This window comes from Streptococcus parapneumoniae (assembly GCF_037076355.1).
Classification (GTDB): domain Bacteria; phylum Bacillota; class Bacilli; order Lactobacillales; family Streptococcaceae; genus Streptococcus; species Streptococcus parapneumoniae.
In genome coordinates, this window is sequence record NZ_AP026968.1 from 97,543 (window position 1) to 121,355 (window position 23,813).

A 23,813-nucleotide genomic window follows, 5' to 3' on the forward strand; every position below is an offset into this window, starting at 1 on the left:
CGCTGCTCGTCCACAATCAGAAAAACTTCAAGACAAAGCTGATCAATTAGAAGATGGACTTGATCGTTTAGAGAAACAATATGACGAAGCTAAAAAAGTAACTGATGAAAAGGCTGCTGTTTTAGCAAAACAAGAAAAAGCTCTTAAAGAAGCTAAAGAGGCAGCTGATATCGTTGAAGAATACAAATTTGAAGATGGTATCGTTAGCCCATTAAAAAATGTGGTAATAGAAATCGAAAAAACTCACAAAGAAGCTTTAGCTGAATTTGAAGAAGCTTATACAGCTACTGCATACTACGCAGAACAAGGTAAAGAGCTAGAAGCAGAGTACAATAAAACAGTTGCTGCTGTGAAAGTTGCTAAAGAAGAAGAAGCTAAAAATCCTAAGTCAGCAGAAAAACCTGTAGAAAAACCAAAAGTAAAAACAGAAGCTGAAAAAGCTGCTGAAGCTAAAGCTGAAGCTGATAAAAAAGTAACGGAGGCAGAGGCTAAAGTTAAAGAAGCTGAAGCAAAAGTTAAGGAAACAACTAAAGCTCTTGAAGAAGCTACATCTAAGGCTGCTAACGAAAACGCTGATGTCCAACCTGCTGAAACAGCAAAAACTGAAGCTGAAACAGCAAAAGCTAATGCAGAAGCTGAATTAGCTAAAGCTAAAGAAGCAGCTGAAAAAGCAAAACAAAAAGTTGAAGAACTTAAAAAAGAAGAGGCAGATAACTTAAACGATCTTAAAGCATCTTTAGATGAACTTGAAAAAGAAGCTGAAGCTAAAATCAATGCAAATGATAAAATCACTGACAAAGCTAAAGCTCTTGAAGAAGCTAAAGCTGCTATCGGTAAAGAAGATTTATTAAAAGCTGTTAACGAAGGTATTCTTTCAGCAACTGAAGCTGTTAAAGAAATCAAAGATGATTTCGCTAAAGCTGAAGCTGCCAAAGATCAAGATCCTCAAGCTGATAACATTGGAGCCGCAACTCCAACTATCCAAGATGGAGATAAAGTTTCTGAAGCAGATAAAAAAGTATTTGCTGACGCAGACAAGAAAACAGCAGATGAAGAAGCTGCTCGTCCTGAATCAGAAAAACTTCAAGAAAAAGCTGATCAATTACTTAAAGAAATTAATTATTTAACTGGGATTGCTGATAAAGATAAAGCAGATGCCGATGTTAAATTTGAAAAACTGAAAAAAGCTAGAGAAACTCTATTAGAAGCTAGACAAGCTCTTAGAGCAGCAGAAGAAGCTAATTCTAAACCTGAAGTTATTAAAGCATTGAAGAAAGTTGTTTATAACCTAAGATTAGATCGCGACACTGCAAAACAAGATTTAGATAAATCTACAAAACCGTTAGAAGCTTACACAGTTGCAATCAACAAACTTACTGACGAGTACAATCAAACTCTTAAAGATTTAGAAGCAGCTAAGAACAAAGAAGCTGAAAAACCTACTGAGCCAACTCAACCAGAAAAGCCAGCTGAAGAAGCTCCAGCCCCAGAGCAACCAACTGAGCCAACTCAACCAGCTCCAGCTCCTCAACCAGAGAAAACAGATGATCAAAGAGCTGAAGAAGACTACGCTCGTAAATCAGAAGAAGCATATAACCGCTTGACTCAACAGCAACCTCCAAAAACTGAAAAACCAGCTGAAATTCCAGCAAAACCAGAGAAACCAGCTGAACCAGCTGAACCAGCTCCAGCTCCATCCTCAGATCAACCAGCACAACCTTCTGTTCCTGCAAGACCATCTAATCCGACATATGTCCCTTCATACTCTTCATATGTTCCATCATACAGCTCATATTCTGTAGTGGCACCAGCTAAACCAGCCGCTCCAAAAACAGGTTGGAAACAAGAAAACGGTATGTGGTACTTCTACAATACTGATGGTTCAATGGCGACAGGATGGCTACAAGACAATGGCTCATGGTACTACCTCAACAGCAATGGCGCTATGGCGACAGGATGGCTCCAATACAATGGCTCATGGTACTACCTCAACGCTAACGGCGCTATGGCAACAGGTTGGGCTAAAGTCAACGGCTTATGGTACTACCTAAACGCTAATGGTTCAATGGCAACAGGTTGGCTTAAAGATGGAGGTACTTGGTACTATCTTGAAGCGTCAGGTGCTATGAAAGCAAGCCAATGGTTCAAAGTATCAGATAAATGGTACTATGTCAATGGCTCAGGTGCCCTTGCAGTCAACACAACTGTAGATGGCTATAGAGTCAATGCCAATGGTGAATGGGTTAACTAAACCTAATGTAACTAGTTAATACTAACTTCCTGTAAGAATCCTTTAAAGTATTCCCTACAAATACCATATCCTTTCAGTAGATAATATACTCTTGTAGGAAGTTTAGATTAAAAAATAACTCTGTAATCTCTAGCCGGATTTATGGGCTCTATAATATTTGTAGTGGGTAAATCCCCTATAGATATTATGGCTCTTTGTCAACTGTAGTGGGTTGAAGTCAGCTAAGCTCGAGAAAGGACAAATTTCGTCCTTTCTTTTTTGATGTTCAGAGCGATAAAAATCCGTTTTTTGAAGTTTTCAAAGTTCCGAAATCCAAAGGCATTGCGCTTGATAAGCTTAATGAGATTATTAGTGGCTTCCAATTTTGCGTTAGAATAGTGTAGTTGAAGGGCATTGACAATCTTTTCTTTATCCTTTAGAAAGGTTTTAAAGACAGTCTGAAAAAGAGGATGAACCTGCTTTAGATTGTCCTCAATAAGTCCGAAAAATTTGTCTGGCTCCTTGTTCTGGAAGTGAAAAAGTAAGAGCTGATAGAGATTGTAGTGGTGTTTCAAGTCTTCTGAATAGCTCAAAAGCTTGTCAAGAATCTCTTTATTCGTTAAGTGCATACGAAAAGTAGGGCGATAAAAACGTTTATCGCTGAGTTTACGACTATCCTGTTGAATGAGTTTCCAGTAGCGTTTAATAGCCTTGTATTCATGGGATCTTCGTTCAAACTGATTCATAATTTGGACACGGACACGACTCATAGCACGGCTAAGATGTTGCACAATGTGAAAGCGATCCAGAACGATTTTAGCGTTTGGAAAAAGTCGCCTAGCTAAGTCATAATAAGGACTAAACATATCCATAGTAATAATTTTCACTCGACATCGGACGACCCTATCATATTTAAGAAAGTGATCTCGAATGACGGCTTGTGTTCTACCCTCAAGAACAGTGATGATATTGAGCTTATCAAAATCTTGCGCAATGAAACTCATCTTTCCCTTGGTAAAGGCATACTCATCCCAAGACATAATCTCAGGCAGATGTTTAAAATTACACTCAAAGTGGAAGTCATTGAGCTTTCGAATGACAGTTGAAGTTGAAATGGCCAGCTGATGAGCAATATCGGTCATAGAAGTCTTTTCAATCAACTTTTGCGCAATTTTTTGGTTGATAATACGAGGAATTTGGTGATTTTTCTTGACGATAGAAGTTTCAGCGACCATCATTTTTGAACAGTGATAGCACTTGAATCGACGCTTTCTAAGGAGAATTCTAGTAGGCATACCAGTCGTTTCGAGGTAAGGAATTTTCGACGGTTTTTGAAAGTCATATTTCTTCATTTGACTTCCGCACTCAGGGCAAGATGGGGCGTCGTAGTCCAGTTTGGCGATGATTTCCTTGTGTGTATCCTTATTGATGATGTCTAGAATTTGGATATTAGGGTCTTTAACCTACACAGGTGGGGATATCTACATCAACGGCGAAAAACAAACTGATATTGTCAATTCTATGCCTGGGGGCGGTGGACCAAATGGAGGTCCTCAAGGCGGCGGCCCAGCCCCTGGCGGACGAGGATAAACAAAAACGAGGCTGGGCAAGAAGTCTTTGAAATCAGACAAACGCATAGTATCAGGTCTTGAGAAACCTTGGTACTATGCGTTTTATTGTGGGGAGATTTACTTCATTTTCTCCTGAAGTCGACTTTTTGCCCAACCTCGTTTTGTCCTGCTATTTGAGTTGTTCTACTTGACTCCAAGTAAAAAAGGAGTATAATGTTGTAATAAATAAAGTTACAATAAAAAAGAACAAAGGAGAAATAGATGACCTACGCATACAATAGTAAGATTTATTTGGCAGAGGCTGTTTTAAATGTTAAGGACTTGGCAAGTCAGACTGCCTTCTATCATCAGATTCTAGGCTTGGAAATCCTTTCTCAGACAGAATCTGAAAGTATTTTAGGAGCTGGTGGAAAGGCTTTGGTTCATTTACTGAAAACAGACAGGCTAGAGGAGGGGCAAGATCACTATGATCTCTATCACCTAGCTATCCTTTTACCAAGTCGTGAGGATTTGGCAAATCTGTTTAAGCATATAGCAGAGCTGCAAATTCAGCTAGTCGGTGGGGCGGATCATGGCTACAGTGAAGCAATCTATCTGGAAGATTTAGAAGGGAATGGGATTGAAATTTATCGGGATAAGCCTGTAGAGGACTGGGATATTCGTGAGGATGGGCGCATTGTCGGAGTGACCGAAGCCTTATCTGCTCAAGAAATATATGAGATGGGACGTAAAGTAGAACCTTTTGAGATAGCCTCTACTACGCGCATGGGGCATATCCATCTTTCCGTCAGGGATAGTCAAGTAGCAAGCCAGTTTTATCAAAAGGTTTTAGGACTAGAGGATAAATTCAGTGTGCCTAGCGCTAGTTGGATTGCGTCTGGGGATTATCATCATCATTTAGCAGTCAACGAGTGGGGAGGAAAAAGGCTAGCCAGAAGTGAACAAGGATTACCTGGCTTGGCCTACTATGTCATTGAAGTCGCAAGCAAAGAAGAACTGTTAACGATTGCTGGAAGAGGACAAGAAGTTGAAGCGCCAATCAAGTGGCTGACATCAACTCAGTTAGAAGTGACAGACCCAGATGGAATTGTGACCCGTATCCGCTTAGCTAGATAGGATGTGATAAAGACCAGCATCTCATACTCAATGAAAATCAAAGAGCAAACTAGGAAACTAGCCGCAGGCTGCTCAAAACACTGTCTTGAGGTTGTAGATAAGACTGACGAAGTCAGCTCAAGACACTGTTTTGAGGTTGCAGATAGAACTGACGAAGTCAGCTCAAAACACCGTTTTGAGGTTGCAGATAGAACTGACGAAGTCAGTAACATATATACGGCAAGGCGACGTTGACGCGGTTTGAAGAGTATAAAATGTAGAAAATGCTCCTTATCGTAGTCAGATATGTAGAAAATTTGATATGATAGTAGGGAATAAGGAGAAGAACACAATGACTAGTGAATACCAGAAAATGATTGCAGGAGAGGTTTACCGTCCATCGGATCCAGAACTGCGTGCCTTGGCTCAAGCTTCTCGCCAAAAACAGGCTGCCTTTAACAAGGAAGAAGACCCCTTAAAGGGAGCTGAAATCATTAAGGCTTGGTTTGGCTCGACTGGGAAAAATCTTTATGTCAATCCACGCCTAGTGGTCGATTAAGGAGTCAATATCCATCTAGGGGAAAATTTTTATTCTAACTGGAACTTGACCATGCTGGATGTTTGTCCGATTCGTATTGGAGACAATGCCATGATTGGTCCCAACTGTCAGTTCCTGACTCCACTTCATCCGCTGGATCCACATGAGCGTAATTCAGGTATTGAGTACGGTAAGCCTATCACAATCGGAGACAATTTCTGGGCTGGTGGTGGCGTCATTGTCCTGCCTGGAGTCACACTTGGAAATAATGTCGTCGCAGGAGCAGGGGCAGTGATTACCAAGTCCTTTGGGGACAATGTTGTATTAGCTGGCAACCCTGCGCGCGTGATTAAGGAGATATCTGTGGAATAGAAGTAAAAAGGAACAGCGGGTGTTGTTTTTTTCTATCATTCTCTTGTTCTTCAATAATGGAGAAAAAGGGAGTGGAGATAAAAACTTCTTCTACATTTTTACCCGGTTCACATTCACCTACTCTATATCTTAGCAAGTCTGCTTCATTAAGCAATTGCAAAGCATCTTGTAATTGGGATGCTTTTTGATACAAGAAGTATTAGTGTAGGAGAGAGTTTTTGTGGATGACTAGATGATATCAATGATTTTTCTATTTATTTTCAGTCAAAGATGATACAATAGTAAGGTCGCAAACACTAGACTGCGCAGGCAGGAGGTGATCTTATGTGCGTTTTCATCGAACTTGTCTTGCTACCTATTCTTGCTGGTACACTAGCGAATGTCTTATCGGAGTGGCTTATCCGATTTGTAGCAAGCAAATGCGACAAGAAAAAGAAATAGCTTGAGCGCCTTGAGCAAGCGCAAAAAAACACCACTGGCGGCAACCGGTGGTGTTTTCTTATGTGCTTATTTCATCGAACTTTTAAGCAAGTCCATTGTACCATTAAAAAGAGTCTCTGTCAAAAATATTGTTATTGTATTGTTTCTCTCCTCAGTTCATCAGCCCCTCCTTGACACTCCGTCAATTTTTGATACAATAGTACAAAATTAGAGGAGGCAGGCTATGATTCAGAAACATGCGATTCCTATTTTAGAGTTTGATGACAATCCCCAAGCGGTCCTTATGCCAACGCATGAGAGGTTGGATTTGCAGTTGCCAAAGAAGTGTGTCTATGCTTTCTTAGGTGAGGAGATTGACCGCTATGCGAGGGAAGTAGGGGCCAACTGTGTCGGTGAATTTATTTCTGCCACCAAGACCTATCCAGTCTATGTCATCAACTATAAGGGTGAGGAGGTCTGCCTGGCTCAGGCTCCTGTCGGCTCCGCTCCAGCAGCCCAGTTTATGGATTGGTTGATTGGCTATGGTGTGGAGCAGATTATTTCCACAGGTACCTGTGGTGTGCTAGCCGATATAGAGGAAAATGCCTTTCTAGTCCCTGTTCGCGCTCTGCGAGATGAAGGAGCCAGTTACCACTATGTGGCACCTTCTCGTTATATGGAAATGCAGCCAGAGGCTATTGCTGCCATTGAGCGAGTTTTGGAAACCAGAGAGATTCCTTATGAAGAAGTCATGACCTGGTCTACAGACGGTTTTTACCGAGAAACGGCTGAAAAGGTGGTTTATCGTAAGGAAGAAGGCTGTGCTGTTGTGGAGATGGAGTGTTCTGCGCTTGCGGCAGTAGCGCAATTTCGTGGGGTTCTCTGGGGTGAATTGTTGTTCACAGCAGATTCCCTAGCTGACTTGGACCAGTACGATAGTCGTGACTGGGGCTCGGAAGCTTTTGATAAGGCGCTAGAACTGAGTTTAGCAAGTGTTCACCTCCTTTAGTTGTGCTGACAAAAGGTCTGCTTTATCATAAAATGTCTAGCTCATACTTTGCGAAAATAGTGTTAAACGAGGTCATCTTCCTCTTTTTGGACGCATGTTGAGATTGGGAAAAATCTTTAAAATCAGAAAAACGCATCATATCAGGTGATGAAAACTTTGATACTATGCGTTTTTATTGTGGTAATATGAAATAAAATCTCAACAAATTGATTAGGTAAGTTACATCAATTTCTAGTAATGTTTGAGAAGTTGTAGCCTACTATTTCAGATTCAAAATGGTGTGTTTCATTTTCTCCTGAAAAGCATAAGAGTAGCTGGCGTTAAAAGCTCCTGTCTTGCTTTTTTGATCTATAGTCACATCTATCAAGTATTGTTCTTGCCTAGGCTATCAACAAAAAGGTGGCATTTTTTAGGTTTGGTGTTAGTGGATTTTGCCTTATCCTATCTAAGTCATTTCGAGCTTTTTATGGTACAATGGAAACATGTTATTCAAATTATCTAAGGAAAAAATAGAGCTAGGCTTATCTCGTTTATCGCCAGCCCGTCGTATTTTTTTGAGTTTTGCCTTGGTCATTTTACTAGGCTCTCTTCTTTTGAGCTTGCCTTTTGTCCAAGTTGAAAGCTCACGAGCGACTTATTTTGATCATCTCTTTACAACTGTATCCATGGTCTGTGTGACAGGTCTTTTTACCCAGCCTGTCGCTGACACCTACAATATTTGGGGTCAGCTCATTTGTATGTTCTTGATTCAGATTGGTGGTCTGGGGCTCATGACCTTTATTGGGGTTTTCTATATCCAGAGCAAGCAAAAGCTTAGTCTTCGTAGCCGTGCAACTATTCAGGATAGTTTTAGTTATGGAGAGACTCGATCTTTGAGAAAGTTTGTCCATTCTATTTTTCTCACAACTTTTTTGGTTGAAGGTTTGGGAGCTCTATTCCTCAGTTTTCGTTTTGTTCCTCAACTTGGCTGGGGGCGCGGTCTCTTTAGTGCTATTTTTCTAGCTATATCCGCCTTCTGTAATGCAGGTTTTGATAATTTTGGAAGTACGAGCTTGATTGCTTTTCAGACTGATCCCTTGGTCAATCTGGTCATCGCAGGCTTGATTATTACAGGTGGTCTTGGATTTATGGTCTGGTTTGACCTTGCTACGCATATAGGGAAAAAGAAAAAAGGGCGCCTGCATTTTCACACCAAACTGGTTTTATTACTGACGGTGGGGCTACTAGCTTTTGGGACGGTGAGCAGTCTCGTTCTTGAATGGAACAATGCAGGGACGATTGGCAATCTCCCTGTTGCAGATAAGGTCTTGGTCAGCTTTTTCCAAACTGTCAGCATGAGAACGGCTGGTTTTGGGACAATTGATTACAGCATGGCTCGTCCTGTTACCTTATTGATTTATATCTTGCAGATGTTTCTAGGTGGGGCTCCAGGAGGGACAGCTGGGGGGCTCAAGATTACCACATTTTTTGTCCTCTTGGTCTTTGCACGAAGTGAGCTTCTAGGCTTACCTCATGCCAATGTCGCTCGACGGACGATTGCGCCACGAACAGTTCAAAAATCCTTTAGTGTCTTTATTATCTTTTTGATGACCTTCTTGCTGGGCTTGATTTTACTAGGGATCACAGTCAAGGGAAATCCTCCCTTTATCCACCTCATATTTGAAACCATTTCTGCTCTTGGGACAGTCGGAGTGACGGCAAATTTAACTCCAGATTTAGGGAAATTAGCTCTAAGTGTGATTATGGTTCTCATGTTTATCGGACGAATTGGTCCCTTGACCCTGCTGGTCAGTCTAGCAGATTACCATCCAGAAAAGAAAGATATGATTCACTATATGAAAGCAGATATTAGTATTGGTTAAGAAAGGAAAGAGCATGTCAGATCGTACGATTGGAATTTTAGGCTTGGGAATTTTTGGGAGTAGTGTCCTAGCTGCCCTAGCCAAGCAGGATATGAATATTATCGCTATTGATGACCACGCAGAGCGCATCAATCAGTTTGAGCCAGTTTTGGCGCGTGGAGTGATTGGTGACATCACAGATGAAGAATTATTGAGATCAGCAGGGATTGATACCTGCGATACCGTTGTAGTCGCGACAGGTGAAAATCTGGAGTCGAGTGTGCTTGCGGTTATGCACTGTAAGAGTTTGGGGGTACCGACTGTTATTGCCAAGGTCAAAAGTCATACTGCTAAGAAAGTGCTGGAAAAGATTGGAGCTGACTCGGTTATCTCGCCAGAGTATGAAATGGGGCAGTCTCTAGCACAGACCATTCTTTTCCATAATAGTGTTGATGTCTTTCAGTTGGATAAAAATGTGTCTATCGTGGAGATGAAAATTCCTCAGTCTTGGGCAGGTCAAAGTTTGAGTGAATTAGACCTCCGTGGCAAATACAATCTGAATATTTTGGGTTTCCGAGAGCAGGAAAATTCCCCATTGGATGTTGAATTTGGACCAGATGACCTTTTGAAGGCAGATACCTATATTTTGGCAGTCATCAACAACCAATATTTGGATACCCTAGCAGCATTGAATTCGTAAAAGAGGGATCTTCCCTCTTTTTTGATGCCCAAGATGGCAAAGAGAGACAGAAGCCTTGTATTCTAGTAAAAGTTCTTCAAAGGCTGGACTTTATGGTAAAATAGAAAGAAGTGACAAGAGAGAGTAATACTCAATGAAAATCAAAGATCAAACTAGGAAACTAGCCGTAGGTTGCTCAAGACAGTGTTTTGAGGTTGCAGATAGGGTTGACGCGGTTTGAATTTAATTTTCGAAGAGTATAAGAAAAAATCAGTCCCCTAAAGGAGCAGATTATGAAGTTATTGTCTATCGCCATCCCTAGCTATAATGCTGCAGCCTATCTTCATTACTGTGTGGAGTCGCTAGTGATTGGTGGTGAGCAAGTTGAGATTTTGATTATCAATGATGGGTCTCAGGACCAGACTCAGGAAATTGCTGAGCGTTTAGCCAGCAAGTATCCTAACATCGTTAGAGCCATCTATCAGGAAAATAAAGGCCATGGCGGTGCCGTCAATCGCGGCTTGGCGGAGGCTTCTGGGCGCTATTTTAAAGTAGTTGACAGTGATGACTGGGTGGATCCTCGTGCTTACCTGAAAATTCTTGAAATCTTGCAGGAACTTGAGAGCAAGGGTCAAGAGGTTGACGCCTTTGTGACCAATTTTGTCTATGAAAAGGAAGGTCAGTCTCGTAAGAAGAGTATGAGTTATGAGTCAGTCTTGCCTGTCCAGCAGATTTTTGGCTGGGACCAGGTCGGAAATTTCTCCAAAGGCCAGTATATCATGATGCACTCGCTGATTTATCGGACAGATTTGTTGCGTGCTAGCCAGTTCCAACTGCCTGAACATACTTTTTATGTCGATAATCTCTTTGTCTTTACCCCCCTTCAGCAAGTCAAGACCATGTATTATCTGCCTGTCGATTTCTATCGTTATTTGATTGGGCGTGAGGACCAGTCTGTCAATGAGCAAGTGATGATTAAGCGCATTGACCAGCAACTGAAAGTCAATCGACTCTTGGTAGACCAGCTTGATTTATCCCAAGTGAGCCACCCCAAAATGCGAGAATATCTGCTGAATCATATTGAAATCACGACGGTGATTTCCAGTGCCCTGCTCAACCGAGCTGGAACAGCAGAGCATCTTGCCAAAAAACGGGAGCTGTGGACCTATATTCAGCAGGAAAATCCAGAGGTCTTTCAGGCTATTCGCAAGACCATGCTCAGCCGTTTGACCAAACATTCTGTCTTGCCAGCTCGCAAACTGTCCAATGTTGTCTATCAAATCACCAAATCTGTTTATGGATTTAATTGATATAAGTATTTTATAAGAGGGATTTAAGAAAAATTTTAACTTTTTCTTAGTCCTTTTTAATTTTAGGAGATTATACTAGAGTCATCAAATAAAGAAAAACTCTAAGGAGAATCCTATGAAATTCAATCCAAATCAAAGATATACTCGTTGGTCTATTCGCCGTCTTAGTGTCGGTGTTGCCTCAGTTGTTGTGGCTAGTGGCTTCTTTGTCCTAGTTGGTCAGCCAAGTTCTGTACGTGCCGATGGGCTCAATCCAACCCCTGCTCAAGTCTTACCTGAAGGGGAATCGGTAACGAAAGAGGGTGACTTAGCAGAAACTCAGGGAGACACTGTTCTTGCTGAAGCGAAACCTGAGGGCCTTGCTGGAAATACGAATTCACTTCCGACACCTACAGAAGGAACTGAAGTGAGCGAGGAAACAAGCCCTTCTCGTCTGGATACACTTTTTGAAAAAGGTGAAGAACCTCAAGAAAATCCAGAGCTAACAGATGTCTTAAAAGCAGCTGTAGATACAGCTGATGCGGATGGGAAACAAGCAAGCCCAGAAGATATTAAAAAAGCTGTCGATGAGGATGTTAAAGACAGTATCGATGTCCCAGCGGGCTACCTAGAACAAGCCAAAGCTTCCGGTCCTTTCTTGGCTGGTGTAAACAAACCGCTTAAATATGAACTCTTCGCAGGCGATGGTATGTTGACTCGTCTCTTGCTAAAAGCATCCGACAAGGCTCCATGGTCAGATAACGGTGTCGCTCAAAACGCGAAAATTCCACCAGTGAAAAATTTACCTGATGGCAAGTATTACTATCAAGTATCTTTGAATGGTAACACTACAGGTAAGCAAGATCAGGATTTATTAGATACACTTCGTACTAATGGTACAAATACCTATGAAGCTACCCTGACTGTCTATGAAGCAGCCGGAGATAAACCTGATTTGACTAAGGTTGTCAAGGAACGTAAAGTCAATATTACCTTGAACGGTCTTGTAACAAGAAGCGATGTTAACTCTGCAGTTGAAAACAACGTTAAAGACAGTATCGATGTTCCTGCTGCTTACCTAGAAAAAGCTAAGGGCGAAGGTCCATTTACAGCAGGTGTAAACCAAGTAATTCCTTATGAACTATTCGCTGGTGATGGTATGTTGACTCGTCTCTTGCTCAAAGCTTCTGATAAGGCTCCATGGTCTGATAATGGTGTAGCTAAAAATCCTGCTTTATCTCCATTAGGAGAAAATGTGAAAACAAAAGGTCAATACTTCTATGAAGTAGACTTAAATGGCAATACTGTTGGTAAACAAGGTCAAGATTTAATTGATCAGCTTCGTGCTAATGGTACTCGAACTTATAAAGCTACTGTTAAAGTTTACGGAAATAAAGACGGTAAAGCTGACTTGACTAATCTAGTTGCTACTAAAAATGTAGACATCAACATCAATGGATTAGTTGCTAAAGAAACTGTCGAAAAAGCTGTTAAAGATAACGTTAAAGACAGTATTGATGTTCCTGCTGCTTATCTTGAAAAAGCTGAAGGAAAAGGTCCTTTCACTGCCGGTGTAAACCAAGTAATTCCTTATGAACTATTCGCTGGTGATGGTATGTTGACTCGTCTATTACTAAAAGCTTCTGATAAAGCTCCATGGTCTGATAATGGTGTAGCTAAAAATCCTGCTTTATCTCCATTAGGAGAAAATGTGAAAACAAAAGGTCAATACTTCTATGAAGTAGACTTAAATGGCAATACTGTTGGTAAACAAGGTCAAGCTTTAATCGATCAGCTTCGTGCTAATGGTACTCAAACTTATAAAGCTACTGTTAAAGTTTACGGAAATAAAGACGGTAAAGCTGATTTGACAAATGTCGTAGCAACTAAACAAGTTACTATTAAGATAAATGTTAAAGAAACATCAGACACAGCAAATGGTTCATTCTCACCTTCTAACTCTGGTTCTGGCGTGACTCCGATGAATCATAATCATGCTACAGGTGCGACTCATCAAACAGCTGCTGACCATAAGGACATGATGGCACCAGCCAAAGAGACTGATAAAGCAATGCCAGCAAATGACCAAATGGAAAAATCAGGTATGAAGACTGAGACTCCAGCTCCAGGTACTACAGATAGCATGCCTGCTGACACCATGACAAGCTCTACCAATACGATGGCAGGTGAAAACATGGCTGCTTCTGCTAACAAGATGGCTGATACGATGATGTCAGACAAGATGATGTCAGATGATAAACCTATGCTACCAAATACTGGTGAAGCTCAAACATCAATGGCAAGTATTGGTTTCCTTGGGCTTGCGCTTGCAGGTTTACTCGGTGGTCTAGGTTTGAAAAACAAAAAAGAAGAAAACTAATCAGCTAAGGAAATAAATGATGGATAGTGGGCTGACTAAGGCTAGTTTACCAACTCAATCAGCAATCAGGACTTTCTTTCAATAGCAGATTAAAATCATCGTAAAACAATAAAAATAGTGTTATACTTAAAGCAGTATAGCACTGTTTTTATCAAAGGAGAGACAGATGGGAAAGACAATTTTACTCGTTGACGACGAGGTAGAAATCACCGATATTCATCAGAGATACTTAATTCAGGCAGGTTATCAGGTCTTGGTAGCCCATGATGGACTGGAAGCGCTAGAGCTGTTCAAGAAAAAACCGATTGATTTGATTATCACAGATGTCATGATGCCTCGGATGGATGGTTATGATTTAATCGGTGAGGTTCAATACTTATCACCAGAGCAGCCTTTCCTATTTATTACTGCTAAGACCAGTGAACAGGACAAGATTTACGGTCTGAGCTTGGGAGCAGATGATTTTATTGCTAAGCCCTTTAGCCCTCGTGAGCTGGTTTTGCGTGTCCACAATATTTTGCGCCGTCTTCATCGTGGGGGCGAAACAGAGCTGATTTCCCTTGGCAATCTGAAAATGAATCATAGTAGTCATGAAGTTCAAATAGGAGAAGAAATGCTGGATTTGACTGTTAAATCATTTGAATTGCTGTGGATTTTAGCTAGCAATCCAGAGCGAGTTTTCTCCAAGACAGACCTCTATGAAAAGGTCTGGCAAGAAGACTATGTGGATGATACCAATACCTTGAATGTGCATATCCATGCTCTTCGACAGGAGTTGGCAAAATATAGTAGTGACCAAACGCCCACTATTAAGACCGTTTGGGGGTTGGGATATAAGATAGAGAAACCGAGAGGACAAACATGAAACTAAAAAGTTATATTTTGGTTGGATATATTATTTCAGCCCTCTTAACCATTTTGGTTGTTTTTTGGGCTGTTCAAAAAATGCTGATTGAGAAAAGCGAGATTTACTTTTTGCTTGGAATGACCATCGTTGCCAGCCTTGTCGGTGCTGGGATTAGTCTCTTTCTCCTATCGCCGGTCTTTACGTCGTTGGGCAAACTCAAGGAACATGCCAAGCGGGTAGCGGACAAGGATTTTCCTTCAAATTTGGAGGTTCAAGGCCCTGTAGAATTTCAACAATTAGGGCAAGCTTTTAATGAAATGTCCCATGATTTGCAGGCCAGCTTTGATTCCTTGGAAGAAAGCGAACGAGAAAAGGGCTTGATGATTGCTCAACTTTCGCATGATATTAAGACTCCTATCACTTCAATCCAAGCGACGGTAGAAGGGATTTTGGATGGGGTTATCAAGGAGTCGGAGCAAGCTCATTATCTAGCAACCATTGGACGCCAGACGGAAAGGCTCAATAAACTGGTTGAGGAGTTGAATTTTTTGACCCTAAACACAGCTAGAAATCAGGTCGAAACGACCAGCAAAGACAGCATTTTTTTGGATCAGCTCTTGATTGAGTGCATGAGTGAATTTCAGTTCTTGATTGAGCAGGAGAGAAGAGATGTCCACTTGCAGGTAATCCCAGAGTCTGCCCGGATTGAGGGAGATTATGCCAAACTGTCTCGTATCTTGGTGAATCTGGTCAATAACGCTTTTAAATACTCAGCTCCAGGAACCAAGTTGGAAGTGGTGGCTAAGCTGGAAAATAACCAGCTTTCAATCAGTGTGACCGATGAGGGACAGGGGATTGCCCCAGAGGATTTGGAGAATATTTTCAGACGCCTTTATCGTGTCGAAACTTCACGTAACATGAAGACAGGTGGGCATGGCTTAGGCCTTGCAATTGCGCGTGAATTGGCCCATCAATTGGGTGGAGAAATCACAGTTAGCAGCCAGTACGGCCTCGGAAGCACCTTTACCCTTGTTCTTAACTTAAAATAAAGTCTAAACCCCCTTTACAAATCTAGCTATTCATGGTAGAATGGATTTTGTGTGAAATATCAGCAGGAAAGCATGAAGCTCGTCAACAGGTGTCTTATGATAAGTAACCTTGGCTGTTTAGGCGAAGGGCATCTGCACGAATCAGGGCTTTCTAAGTGACTATTTCCACCGAAATATTATTTATATCAGGAGGACATTCACATGTCACGTTATACAGGACCATCTTGGAAACAAGCTCGTCGCCTTGGCCTTTCACTTACAGGTACAGGTAAAGAATTGGCACGTCGTAACTACGTACCAGGACAACACGGACCAAACAACCGTTCTAAATTGTCAGAATACGGTTTGCAATTGGCTGAAAAACAAAAACTTCGTTTCACTTACGGTGTAGGTGAAAAACAATTCCGTAACTTGTTCGTACAAGCTACAAAAATCAAAGGTGGAATCCTAGGTTTCAACTTCATGCTTCTTTTGGAACGTCGTTTGGATAACGTTGTTTACCGTCTTGGTCTTGCGACTACTCGTCGTCAAGCTCGTCAATTCGTAAACCACGGTCACATCCTTGTTGACGGAAAACGCGTTGATATCCCATCATACCGCGTAACTCCAGGTCAAGTGATCTCAGTTCGTGAAAAATCATTGAAAGTTCCAGCTATCCTTGAAGCAGTAGAAGCTACTCTTGGACGCCCAGCATTCGTATCATTCGACGCTGAAAAATTGGAAGGTTCATTGACTCGCTTGCCAGAACGTGACGAAATCAACCCAGAAATCAACGAAGCACTTGTCGTTGAATTCTACAACAAGATGCTTTAATTTTAAGAAATATCTTACAGAAAGCCTACAACAGTGGGCTTTTTGCTTTGTCTTAAAACGTTGATTTCTGGGTTTGTTCAGTTATTTGTTCAGTTATAAACTTTTTAGCGCAGTTTCATAGAATGAGACTGCTTTTTTTGCGTTCTCTTTTGAGAGATGACTGTATATATCCATGGTCATAGATAATTGGGAATGTCCTAGACGGTGCTGAAGTTCCTTGTAAGGTATTCCAGAGTTAAGCAAGAGACTAGCGTGAGTATGGCGAAAACCATGAAAACCAATGTTAGGTACGTCAGCACGTTTAAAGTGAGTTCTTAACCTGGTTTGTAGAGTTCGATTATTGGGGTACTCATTTATGAAGTCAGAAAAGACTACAGTTTCAGAGCGCCCAAGTTGCCAAGCTTCTTGTACTTGTCTATGTTTGTACTGCTTCAGCATACTAACAGTAGCTTGATCTATATCTATATCCCTTAGACTTGTTTTTGATTTTGGACTATTGATTTCTTGTTTATAGTTTAAAGTCTTTGTGATATGCACAACTGCATTATCTAGGTCAATATCAGACCAGGACAAGGCTAAAGCTTCATTGATACGACAACCAGTAGCAAGTAGAAACTTATAAAGTGTTATCTCATAATAATAGCGATACCTACTTACATCCAGAGTATCTAAGTATTTAAGAAAGCTTTTTAATTCATCATTATCAAAGTGCTTTACTTTTTCTCGCTTTGCTTTTTGTGTGTTGCGAGGTAATATTACCTCACGAGCAGGATTAAATGGTATGGCTTGCATAACTACACCATACTGTAAAATACGCTTATTTAAAGCGTGTAAGCTATCGTAGTATAAAAAAGCGCCTTCTTCCCCTTTATTGGTTTTGTCAGCAAGTTTATTGACTACGTTTTGAATAAGTGGAGTAGTTAGTTTATCCAACTTATAAGAGCCAAATAAAGGTAAGATATGGTTATCTAGCAGTCTTCTAACGTTTAATTGTGTGTTAGGTTTTACTGTATGCTTGTAACTTTCCCACCATAAGGAAGCTAATTCCTTGTAAGTAGTAATATTTGAAGCCTGGAATCTAGTAGATCCATTTTGTAAAAAAGCAATTTCAGCTTCTTTTGTCTTTTGCTTAACTTCTTTTTTTGTTCTCCCTGTTATGCTTGTTTTTACATCTTTTCCAGTGACTTTATCAACACCAAGATAGACATTAGCACGATATACTATTGAACCGTCTTTTTTTGTGATTTGTTTTATTTGCATAGTATTCCTTTCCATCAGCAGGCAAGCAATTAGAAAAGGTTTTGAGTTTATACTATGCTAGGAGCTACGAGAACCCCTCTATTTTCGATTTTAAGAGGACGAACGGTAAAATGTACCAGGTAAGAAAATAAAGCGATTATGGGGCTTATATAGTGACTAGTGGTTTTATGTTAGTCCTCATAATCTTTATGAAGAACAGGATTATCAGCTAATGAGGAAATTATTGTACTAATTGCTTCTCTATCTCTCTTGTCTAGGGACAAGAAGTCGATAATAGTAATTTTAGTCTTATCAGGAAATGTCATTAGCCCTGCTAGAAATCTTCCGATACTAGTATCAGCATAGTTTTGCATTTCCTTGAGCATGAAATCTTTTTTCTCTTGATTCCAATTTTTAAACTCTTCCTTGGAAAACCTTTTATGACCATAATAATCAGTGATTTCTCTAAGATTTTCAATCACAGTATCTCTTACTTTTTCACCACGAGTTAGCGCTAATAAACCATATCCTGCGAAGTCTACGGGAGATTCCATGTTATCACTATATTTCTCTATAGTAGATGATAGGTAGGTTGTTCTTCTTTCATCATCTCCCAAAAGATATCCAACGCCGACCTTAAAGTAATCGGCAAGTTGCTGGGCTTTGTCTGATTTTATTGCGTTTTCACCATTTTCCCATCGGGATATAGTTTTTTCACTTACTTCTAGGAGATCAGCTATTTCTTTTTGAGATAGCTTTTTTTCTTGTCTTAATTCTTTCAATCTATTCATTAATCATAATACCTTTCATTAATAATTATAACACTTATTTTCAAAAAAGACAAAAAAGTCTGCAAAAAATTTAAAAAAACGCTTGACACAGACAAAAATGTCTGCTATCATAAAAACTGTAAGGGACAAAAAAGTCCGTTCTCTCCAATCTTTCATACTTTCAATCTATTCATGGAGGGGGATTTTTAGAAAGGAGGAAACCTATGAGCAAACTACGAGGTTATCGGGTTATGTTGGGACTGACTCAACAACAGATGGCAGACAAGTTAGATATTTCTTTGCAGTCATATAATAACAAAGAATTAGGGAAAACGCCATTCAATGACAAAGAACGTCTAGCAATTAAGTCAATGGTTGCAGAAATCAAGCCAGATATAACCATAGATGAACTATTTTATAGCTAGAAAGGAGCGAACCAATCGCAATACTAGTCTACATTTACAGATTTCTTAGGTGGTGCTTTACCACCGGGGATTGATAAACGGCCCTAGCTAGATATTTGCTAGAGTGATTTGCTTGCTACCTATGGCAGTATCAAGGGTTTGTAGGGGTGCATTTTCTCCGATTTTACCCTACTTTAATGCTTTACCTTGGTACTGTTTTAGGTGGCAAGCATTGACAAAAACAAGAAAGGAGCTAACCAATGGAACTGGTTTACATGGACGGTAGAAAAGAGCCGTATACACTGAGCAGTATCGTAGCAGAATGTACTGGATTGCAACATCACACAATAACCAAGACAATCCGCAAACATCAAGCAAGGTTTGAACGGTTCGGGAAGGTTGGATTTAAAATCCAAGCTATGGAAAGTGGCCAGAATACTAAGGATTATATTTTGAATGAGCAACAAGCGACCTTGTTAGTTACATTCTTAAAAAATACTGAGCAAGTGGCCAACTTCAAAACCAACCTAGTCAAAGCATTCTTTGAAATGCGTGACGAACTTTCCAAGCGACAATTACAGAGAGAACTGGAAAAGCCAAAGCGTAAAAGCTTAACTGAAGCTATTCAAACATGGGAGAAAGCACCTAAGCATGCCTATAGTACCCTTACAAACTTACTACTAAAGGGAGTGACAGGGAAGAATAAAGCGCAACTCATGAAGGAGCGAAAAAGTAAGAACGGCATTGATGGCTTGACAAGTGCAGAACTGACAAACTATCAACGTTTGGAAGATATGGCAATAGCTATGATTAATTTGAATAGGGGATATTCAGAAATTAAGGAATTAATTTTTAAAGTATAGGAGTATAGAAAATGGAAAATGATTTTAAGACAGTTACAAATGCCAAAGGGTTAGAAATTCCTAAGTATTCCAAGGATTTTAAAAAGCTAGTTGAGAAAGACAGACAACTAGCCGAATATCTTTGTATGAACTATGAGAACTTGGACAGTGAAGACCTGGGCGCATTTCTTGAGACAGTAGAGCAGGGATTCAGTTGGATTCTAGATCTTATCGAAAGTAAAGACTTGCTTTATAAACCAAAGTCAGGTAGTAATCATGCAAAAAGAAAATAAAAAAATCACTTGCTCAAATTTTGACCGAGGAGAGCAAGCGACAAGATTAAGGATATAGAAATTTTTTCTATGCTTTGATTATAGCAGAAAACAGCTATTTTATCAAATACCTAAAGAAAAACCGAAGAGCAGGCAAGCAATTAGAAAAGGTTTTGAAATCAAGCGCTGACAGGGTGATTCTAAGACCTTGTTTAGCTGAAAGATGGGTAATTACTCACGAAACACTGCTACAAGCGTTCGCCAACTTGGGGCAATCGCCCAGCGTTTGGAGTGGTGAAGCATACCATATAGAAAACAGGCAAGAAAAAGGACAAGGAAAGGCTAATGGAGAAAAATATGACTCTAGATCTAGATAACATGACACAATCAGAATTTGACAACCGAATTACTGAAATCAAGGATAGAAATCCGAACCTCTTTCAGTTCATCATTGACTTTTTAGATGATAAAGTAACTCCAGAAGAGGTGTACGACTTTCTAAAGATGGAGCGAAGCTATCAAGTAAATTATATCAAGAATTACAAAGCGAGGGCATAGCATGAATGAATTAGATTTGACCAATATACAATCGGTAATCTTTACGGTGGTACTGATTGGCTTACTGCTTTATCTAAATCACCGAGACCGCAAAAAAAGCGCTCAAATCGAGCGAGAAAGTACACAGACGATTGAAACAACTAGCGAGGATTTAAGCCCTGATTATGGGCGATATATTCAGCTTGGAATGGTCAGTAAAGGGGGCTAAGTATGTTTAGTTTGAGTAAAGAAAGCGAACATGATTTGACTAATAGAATAAGCACGGTTATAGAAAACTATCTAGCAGTTCGAGAACAACCTAAACCACGACTAACTGGTTTAATATCAGCACAAGAAGCTATGGACGAGTTAGATATAAAATACAAAACTTTGCAAAAGTGGGAAGGTGCAGGACTAAGACGTTACCAACCACCACTAGAAGATACTAGAAAAGTCTATTACAAAGTTACGGATATTTTGAAGTTCCTGGGGGTAGATGATGGCAAAGACTAAAATATATTTTTGGTTAAAAGTTGATAAGAAGTTTTTTGATAACCTTTTTATTAAGCGACTTAAAAATATGCCTGGTGGCTACACTATGACAGTGATTTATATCCGCCTTATGTTGGAAAGTTTAGAAGATGATTGTATTTTGTACTATGAAGGATATTTTGATAGTTTGGTACAGGAATTAGCTTTAAAACTGGATGTTTCTGAAGATGATATAAATATGACAGTTGCGTATTTTACAAAATGCGGACTAATTCAGATAGACGATGATGGCCATGCTACATTATCGCAAGCAAAAGCCATGGTTGAGAGTGAAACAAACTGGGCGAAATATAAGCGAGACCAAAGAAAAAATAGTCAAGATATACCAAAATTGGAGAATGTCCAAAATAAAAAGACTATTTCCAACTCATGTCCAACAGAGATAGAGATAGAGATAGATAAAGAGTCAGATAAAGATAAAGAGTTATATAAAGAATATATATTGTCAGGTAAACCGGACTTTACTTTCCCAAATTGGTTAACTCCGAGAATGATCGAGGAAATAACTAAAGGACATCCTGAGAAGTATTTAATAAGAATCCCTCTAGCTTATCTGAATCATACAGTAGGGAAAAATTATAAATATTTGGACAAAAATTTGAAGCCGATAATAGCACGATTCAAAGAAGGCTATACACTTGAAGATTTTAAACAGGTGATAGATATTAAAACGGCAGAATGGAAGGATAGCCCTGAATTTTCTAAATATCTGAGACCAGAAACACTTTTCGGAACTAAGTTTGACGGTTATTTGAATCAAAAGCCTAAAACCATAAAAGGGAAGTTTGAAGATAACTTCCCAGACCTACCATTTTAGGAGTTGCAAAGATGAAGGAACAATTTAAAGAATTTAATAACAGAAAAATATTGGATACGGTTTGCGATATTCACCAGGTAAATTATTGGGAAATTTCTGTACCGGTTTTAGGGAGTTCAGAAAGAAAAGTACAAGCTTTTTGCCCGGAGTGTGTGAAGGGAGAGATTAAACAAAAAGAGCAAGACTTGTTACAGCAGTTTGAGGATAAACAGGCTTACTTTAAAACTTATGATGTCTTAATGCGTGATAGTACGATTCCTAACGAGTTGAAGGGAGCGACGTTTGATAATTTCCTTGTTAAGACGACAGAGGAGCGCCAGATGTTGGAGTTTGTAAAGGGGCAAGCCCAGAAGTACCTGGCAGGTATGACGGGAAATACTTTAATTAGTGGTAGTACAGGAATAGGAAAAAGTCATTTATCGCTTGCACTAGCTAAAGAAATCAATGAGAGCTTCAGGGAGAAAAACGAGCCAAAGAGTGTTTTGTTTGTCAGCCTAACCGAGATTATCAAGCAGATAAAAGAAGGATGGGCATATGGAAGAAATGCAAACTTAACAGAGTATGAGGCGGTTAAAAAGTTAGTTGATGTAGATTTTCTAATCATCGATGACCTGGGGGCAAAAAATGGGACGGTAACACCTAAGAGTGACTGGGAACAGGATTTCTTGTTTGATATTATCAATAATCGAGAAACTACGATTTTCAACACGAACTTAGACAGTAGCGAACTGCGGACGGTATACAATGCTAGAAATTCAAGTAGAATTTTGAAAGGTTTAGAAGGGAACACTTTCAAAGCTTTCACGATCAAAGATAAGAGATACACTATAAATACAGTGAGGGGAGAATATCAATGAATGATGATAAAATGCGATTTGCAACAGAAAAAGGCTTTGTTGTCTACGAAAAATGTGGTATAATAGAAATAGAAAAAGTTCCAAGTTTTGGAGAAATTACTTTATTCTACTCAGATGGGAAATTTACCCATCTAGTCAAAAAAGAAACTAAAAAATAAGTCTATTGAGAACAACTCAGGGACATACCGTAAGCATATAATGCTAGTGGTATGTCCCTTTTTGTTTGCATAGAAAGGGGGTGAGAGCAATGTCAGGAGATACTTCTTTAGGGTATGTAGTAGCCAATAAATTTTCTATGGATCCAAAGAAAAGACAACAAATATTTGCAAAGTGCAAAAAAGATGATGAAAATTTGGAAAAACGGAAAAAAGAAATACTAGAAAAATATGCTAACAAACAAGACAAACCAAAATCTAGAAAAAATGATTCTAAAGGCTCGGAGAGTCATAAAAGAAAAGCTAAGAGCTAAGAATTTTAGAAAAAATTATAAACAAAAATCAGATATTAAAAGATAAAGGAGCAAAAAAATGACAATTAACTTAGCTAAACAAAAAGAAAATCTAGAAGCTTATATCCGAAGTACAGGTTATAACACTAGAGGGATGAATGTAGAAAATAATCATGTACTCATTGAAAAACCAATCCTTGATAGTTACGAAGATGAACATCAACGTAAAGAACTGGTTGATCTAGTAAATGTTATTGAGACTCGTACCCGTGGTGGGAAGTATGAAGTAACTGACTTTGAATCTGATTCATTACAAGAAGTTAGCGAAAATTCGGTTGAGAGAACAGAAGCAGATAAAAAGAAAACTATCAGCGTTGATTACTTAGTTAAATTATTCAGTGGAAAACTTGATTTTTCACAGGAGCAATTAGATGATGGCCAATATAATTTAACGGATTTTCTTGGTAAGAAGATTATTAAATTAAAACGTAGAACACGAAATAGAGAGATTGGGAAAATTCTCCAAACTGCGAAAGTACAGACCGCTACAAGTCTGGATGACTTGAAATCTATTGTTTCTTTAATTAATCCAGAGCGCAATGTATCTATGGTTATTAGTCAATCACTATTTAGTGTCTTAGAAAAAATGAAAGATACTTCAGGAAATTATCTTCTTAAAGTTGATAAAGAGACAGGAACAAGTGAAACATTCTTTGTAGATAACTTTTTAATTGTAGATGATACAACATTAGGGAATAAAGGTGAGAAAAAAGGCTTTATCGGAGATCTAGAAAACTTTGTTACTTTGTTTGATCGCAAGAAAGATACACTTAGTTGGGTGAATGCGAATGGCTATTTTGGGAAACGGTTGATTTTACATACCCGATTTGATGTAAAAAAAGTTGAAGAAGATTGTGGTTACTTTATTCAATGGAACTAGGA

25 protein-coding genes and 2 pseudogenes are annotated in these 23,813 nt (G+C 39.5%); 24 read left to right on the top strand and 3 right to left on the bottom strand.

Features of this window, described 5'->3' with window-relative positions:
* Positions 1 to 1,456: 1,456 nt before the first annotated feature.
* A pseudogene (locus tag SP4011_RS11410) lies at positions 1,457 to 2,251 on the top strand (cell surface protein); the annotation flags it as partial.
* A 221-nt stretch (positions 2,252 to 2,472) separates the two neighbouring features.
* Here SP4011_RS11410 and SP4011_RS00545 read toward each other — a convergent pair.
* The gene (locus SP4011_RS00545) at positions 2,473 to 3,678 is read right to left on the bottom strand and encodes an ISL3 family transposase (protein ID WP_173249698.1); all 1,206 of its coding nucleotides are present in this window, start codon (positions 3,676 to 3,678) and stop codon (positions 2,473 to 2,475) included.
* On the opposite strand from SP4011_RS00545, the gene SP4011_RS00550 reads away from it, so the two are divergent.
* The 12 genes and pseudogenes from SP4011_RS00550 to rpsD all read left to right on the top strand — a co-directional run bounded on the left by SP4011_RS00550 (position 3,659) and on the right by rpsD (position 16,133).
* Positions 3,659 to 3,820, top strand: coding sequence for a hypothetical protein (locus SP4011_RS00550; RefSeq protein WP_205380638.1), 162 nt, complete (start codon positions 3,659 to 3,661; stop codon positions 3,818 to 3,820). The two genes, SP4011_RS00545 and SP4011_RS00550, sit on opposite strands and share 20 nt — an antisense overlap.
* A 242-nt stretch (positions 3,821 to 4,062) precedes the next feature.
* Positions 4,063 to 4,917 carry a VOC family protein gene (locus tag SP4011_RS00555; RefSeq protein WP_338619453.1) on the top strand — a complete coding sequence of 285 codons (855 nt, stop codon included), beginning with the start codon at positions 4,063 to 4,065 and terminating at the stop codon, positions 4,915 to 4,917.
* Between the two features lie 30 nt (positions 4,918 to 4,947).
* Entirely contained in the window at positions 4,948 to 5,151 is a 204-nt protein-coding gene (locus tag SP4011_RS00560) for a hypothetical protein (RefSeq protein WP_338619454.1), read from the top strand.
* A 97-nt stretch (positions 5,152 to 5,248) separates the two neighbouring features.
* A pseudogene (locus tag SP4011_RS00565) lies at positions 5,249 to 5,806 on the top strand (sugar O-acetyltransferase).
* Positions 5,807 to 6,470: 664 nt separating this feature from the next.
* A complete protein-coding gene (locus SP4011_RS00570; protein WP_338619455.1) occupies positions 6,471 to 7,235 on the top strand; it encodes a nucleoside phosphorylase in 765 nt (254 codons plus the stop codon).
* Between the two features lie 482 nt (positions 7,236 to 7,717).
* On the top strand, positions 7,718 to 9,097 hold the full coding sequence (locus SP4011_RS00575; protein ID WP_338619457.1) for a potassium transporter TrkG: 1,380 nt from the start codon (positions 7,718 to 7,720) through the stop codon (positions 9,095 to 9,097).
* Between the two features lie 13 nt (positions 9,098 to 9,110).
* Positions 9,111 to 9,776 (top strand): potassium channel family protein, encoded by a 666-nt coding sequence (locus SP4011_RS00580; protein ID WP_050226157.1) that lies wholly within the window; start codon positions 9,111 to 9,113, stop codon positions 9,774 to 9,776.
* Positions 9,777 to 10,048: 272 nt separating this feature from the next.
* Positions 10,049 to 11,065, top strand: coding sequence for a glycosyltransferase family 2 protein (locus tag SP4011_RS00585; RefSeq protein WP_338619458.1), 1,017 nt, complete (start codon positions 10,049 to 10,051; stop codon positions 11,063 to 11,065).
* 115 nt (positions 11,066 to 11,180) lie between these two features.
* A complete protein-coding gene (locus SP4011_RS00590; protein WP_338619460.1) occupies positions 11,181 to 13,424 on the top strand; it encodes a PavB family fibronectin-binding SSURE repeat adhesin in 2,244 nt (747 codons plus the stop codon).
* A gap of 166 nt (positions 13,425 to 13,590) precedes the next feature.
* Positions 13,591 to 14,289, top strand: coding sequence for a response regulator transcription factor (locus tag SP4011_RS00595; RefSeq protein WP_000520637.1), 699 nt, complete (start codon positions 13,591 to 13,593; stop codon positions 14,287 to 14,289).
* Positions 14,286 to 15,320, top strand: a complete 1,035-nt coding sequence (locus tag SP4011_RS00600) for a HAMP domain-containing sensor histidine kinase (protein WP_338619461.1) — start codon at positions 14,286 to 14,288, stop codon at positions 15,318 to 15,320. Before SP4011_RS00595 ends, SP4011_RS00600 begins: the two co-directional genes overlap by 4 nt.
* A 201-nt stretch (positions 15,321 to 15,521) precedes the next feature.
* Positions 15,522 to 16,133 (top strand): 30S ribosomal protein S4, encoded by a 612-nt coding sequence (gene rpsD / locus SP4011_RS00605; RefSeq protein WP_000092756.1) that lies wholly within the window; start codon positions 15,522 to 15,524, stop codon positions 16,131 to 16,133.
* Positions 16,134 to 16,226: 93 nt separating this feature from the next.
* Here the strand turns inward: rpsD and SP4011_RS00610 are convergent, their stop codons facing one another.
* On the bottom strand, positions 16,227 to 17,393 hold the full coding sequence (locus tag SP4011_RS00610) for a tyrosine-type recombinase/integrase (RefSeq protein ID WP_070837698.1): 1,167 nt from the start codon (positions 17,391 to 17,393) through the stop codon (positions 16,227 to 16,229).
* A 170-nt stretch (positions 17,394 to 17,563) separates the two neighbouring features.
* A complete protein-coding gene (locus tag SP4011_RS00615) occupies positions 17,564 to 18,163 on the bottom strand; it encodes a helix-turn-helix domain-containing protein (protein ID WP_070837701.1) in 600 nt (199 codons plus the stop codon).
* Positions 18,164 to 18,366: 203 nt separating this feature from the next.
* Between SP4011_RS00615 and SP4011_RS00620 the strand changes: the two genes are divergently transcribed.
* From SP4011_RS00620 to SP4011_RS00670, 11 genes are all read left to right on the top strand, one after another.
* Positions 18,367 to 18,567 (top strand): helix-turn-helix transcriptional regulator, encoded by a 201-nt coding sequence (locus SP4011_RS00620; protein WP_070837703.1) that lies wholly within the window; start codon positions 18,367 to 18,369, stop codon positions 18,565 to 18,567.
* A gap of 239 nt (positions 18,568 to 18,806) precedes the next feature.
* On the top strand, positions 18,807 to 19,409 hold the full coding sequence (locus SP4011_RS00625; protein ID WP_338619466.1) for a Rha family transcriptional regulator: 603 nt from the start codon (positions 18,807 to 18,809) through the stop codon (positions 19,407 to 19,409).
* Positions 19,410 to 19,420: 11 nt separating this feature from the next.
* Positions 19,421 to 19,681 carry a hypothetical protein gene (locus tag SP4011_RS00630; protein ID WP_042900400.1) on the top strand — a complete coding sequence of 87 codons (261 nt, stop codon included), beginning with the start codon at positions 19,421 to 19,423 and terminating at the stop codon, positions 19,679 to 19,681.
* A 336-nt stretch (positions 19,682 to 20,017) separates the two neighbouring features.
* On the top strand, positions 20,018 to 20,218 hold the full coding sequence (locus SP4011_RS00635) for a hypothetical protein (RefSeq protein WP_049490570.1): 201 nt from the start codon (positions 20,018 to 20,020) through the stop codon (positions 20,216 to 20,218).
* Position 20,219: 1 nt separating this feature from the next.
* Positions 20,220 to 20,426: a hypothetical protein gene (locus tag SP4011_RS00640; protein ID WP_070837710.1), complete on the top strand. Its 207-nt coding sequence runs from the start codon at positions 20,220 to 20,222 to the stop codon at positions 20,424 to 20,426.
* Positions 20,427 to 20,428: 2 nt separating this feature from the next.
* A complete protein-coding gene (locus tag SP4011_RS00645) occupies positions 20,429 to 20,710 on the top strand; it encodes a transcriptional regulator (RefSeq protein ID WP_070837713.1) in 282 nt (93 codons plus the stop codon).
* Positions 20,697 to 21,566: a conserved phage C-terminal domain-containing protein gene (locus SP4011_RS00650; RefSeq protein WP_070837716.1), complete on the top strand. Its 870-nt coding sequence runs from the start codon at positions 20,697 to 20,699 to the stop codon at positions 21,564 to 21,566. The genes SP4011_RS00645 and SP4011_RS00650 overlap by 14 nt, the downstream gene beginning before the upstream one ends.
* 11 nt (positions 21,567 to 21,577) lie before the next feature.
* Complete coding sequence (locus tag SP4011_RS00655; protein ID WP_070837718.1) at positions 21,578 to 22,423, top strand: ATP-binding protein; 846 nt, start codon at positions 21,578 to 21,580, stop codon at positions 22,421 to 22,423.
* Positions 22,420 to 22,581 carry a hypothetical protein gene (locus SP4011_RS00660; RefSeq protein WP_162837499.1) on the top strand — a complete coding sequence of 54 codons (162 nt, stop codon included), beginning with the start codon at positions 22,420 to 22,422 and terminating at the stop codon, positions 22,579 to 22,581. The genes SP4011_RS00655 and SP4011_RS00660 overlap by 4 nt, the downstream gene beginning before the upstream one ends.
* An 89-nt stretch (positions 22,582 to 22,670) precedes the next feature.
* Positions 22,671 to 22,892, top strand: coding sequence for a hypothetical protein (locus SP4011_RS00665; protein ID WP_049506193.1), 222 nt, complete (start codon positions 22,671 to 22,673; stop codon positions 22,890 to 22,892).
* A 58-nt stretch (positions 22,893 to 22,950) separates the two neighbouring features.
* On the top strand, positions 22,951 to 23,811 hold the full coding sequence (locus SP4011_RS00670) for a phage major capsid protein (protein WP_070837720.1): 861 nt from the start codon (positions 22,951 to 22,953) through the stop codon (positions 23,809 to 23,811).
* Positions 23,812 to 23,813 lie beyond the last annotated feature (2 nt).

Coding starts and splice junctions, on each gene's coding strand:
- SP4011_RS00550 (WP_205380638.1), top strand. CDS start 3,659: ATGATGTCTAGAATTTGGATATTAGGGTCTTTAACCTACACAGGTGGG.
- SP4011_RS00555 (WP_338619453.1), top strand. CDS start 4,063: ATGACCTACGCATACAATAGTAAGATTTATTTGGCAGAGGCTGTTTTA.
- SP4011_RS00560 (WP_338619454.1), top strand. CDS start 4,948: ATGAAAATCAAAGAGCAAACTAGGAAACTAGCCGCAGGCTGCTCAAAA.
- SP4011_RS00570 (WP_338619455.1), top strand. CDS start 6,471: ATGATTCAGAAACATGCGATTCCTATTTTAGAGTTTGATGACAATCCC.
- SP4011_RS00575 (WP_338619457.1), top strand. CDS start 7,718: ATGTTATTCAAATTATCTAAGGAAAAAATAGAGCTAGGCTTATCTCGT.
- SP4011_RS00580 (WP_050226157.1), top strand. CDS start 9,111: ATGTCAGATCGTACGATTGGAATTTTAGGCTTGGGAATTTTTGGGAGT.
- SP4011_RS00585 (WP_338619458.1), top strand. CDS start 10,049: ATGAAGTTATTGTCTATCGCCATCCCTAGCTATAATGCTGCAGCCTAT.
- SP4011_RS00590 (WP_338619460.1), top strand. CDS start 11,181: ATGAAATTCAATCCAAATCAAAGATATACTCGTTGGTCTATTCGCCGT.
- SP4011_RS00595 (WP_000520637.1), top strand. CDS start 13,591: ATGGGAAAGACAATTTTACTCGTTGACGACGAGGTAGAAATCACCGAT.
- SP4011_RS00600 (WP_338619461.1), top strand. CDS start 14,286: ATGAAACTAAAAAGTTATATTTTGGTTGGATATATTATTTCAGCCCTC.
- rpsD (WP_000092756.1), top strand. CDS start 15,522: ATGTCACGTTATACAGGACCATCTTGGAAACAAGCTCGTCGCCTTGGC.
- SP4011_RS00610 (WP_070837698.1), bottom strand. CDS start 17,393: ATGCAAATAAAACAAATCACAAAAAAAGACGGTTCAATAGTATATCGT.
- SP4011_RS00615 (WP_070837701.1), bottom strand. CDS start 18,163: ATGAATAGATTGAAAGAATTAAGACAAGAAAAAAAGCTATCTCAAAAA.
- SP4011_RS00620 (WP_070837703.1), top strand. CDS start 18,367: ATGAGCAAACTACGAGGTTATCGGGTTATGTTGGGACTGACTCAACAA.
- SP4011_RS00625 (WP_338619466.1), top strand. CDS start 18,807: ATGGAACTGGTTTACATGGACGGTAGAAAAGAGCCGTATACACTGAGC.
- SP4011_RS00630 (WP_042900400.1), top strand. CDS start 19,421: ATGGAAAATGATTTTAAGACAGTTACAAATGCCAAAGGGTTAGAAATT.
- SP4011_RS00635 (WP_049490570.1), top strand. CDS start 20,018: ATGACTCTAGATCTAGATAACATGACACAATCAGAATTTGACAACCGA.
- SP4011_RS00640 (WP_070837710.1), top strand. CDS start 20,220: ATGAATGAATTAGATTTGACCAATATACAATCGGTAATCTTTACGGTG.
- SP4011_RS00645 (WP_070837713.1), top strand. CDS start 20,429: ATGTTTAGTTTGAGTAAAGAAAGCGAACATGATTTGACTAATAGAATA.
- SP4011_RS00650 (WP_070837716.1), top strand. CDS start 20,697: ATGGCAAAGACTAAAATATATTTTTGGTTAAAAGTTGATAAGAAGTTT.
- SP4011_RS00655 (WP_070837718.1), top strand. CDS start 21,578: ATGAAGGAACAATTTAAAGAATTTAATAACAGAAAAATATTGGATACG.
- SP4011_RS00660 (WP_162837499.1), top strand. CDS start 22,420: ATGAATGATGATAAAATGCGATTTGCAACAGAAAAAGGCTTTGTTGTC.
- SP4011_RS00665 (WP_049506193.1), top strand. CDS start 22,671: ATGTCAGGAGATACTTCTTTAGGGTATGTAGTAGCCAATAAATTTTCT.
- SP4011_RS00670 (WP_070837720.1), top strand. CDS start 22,951: ATGACAATTAACTTAGCTAAACAAAAAGAAAATCTAGAAGCTTATATC.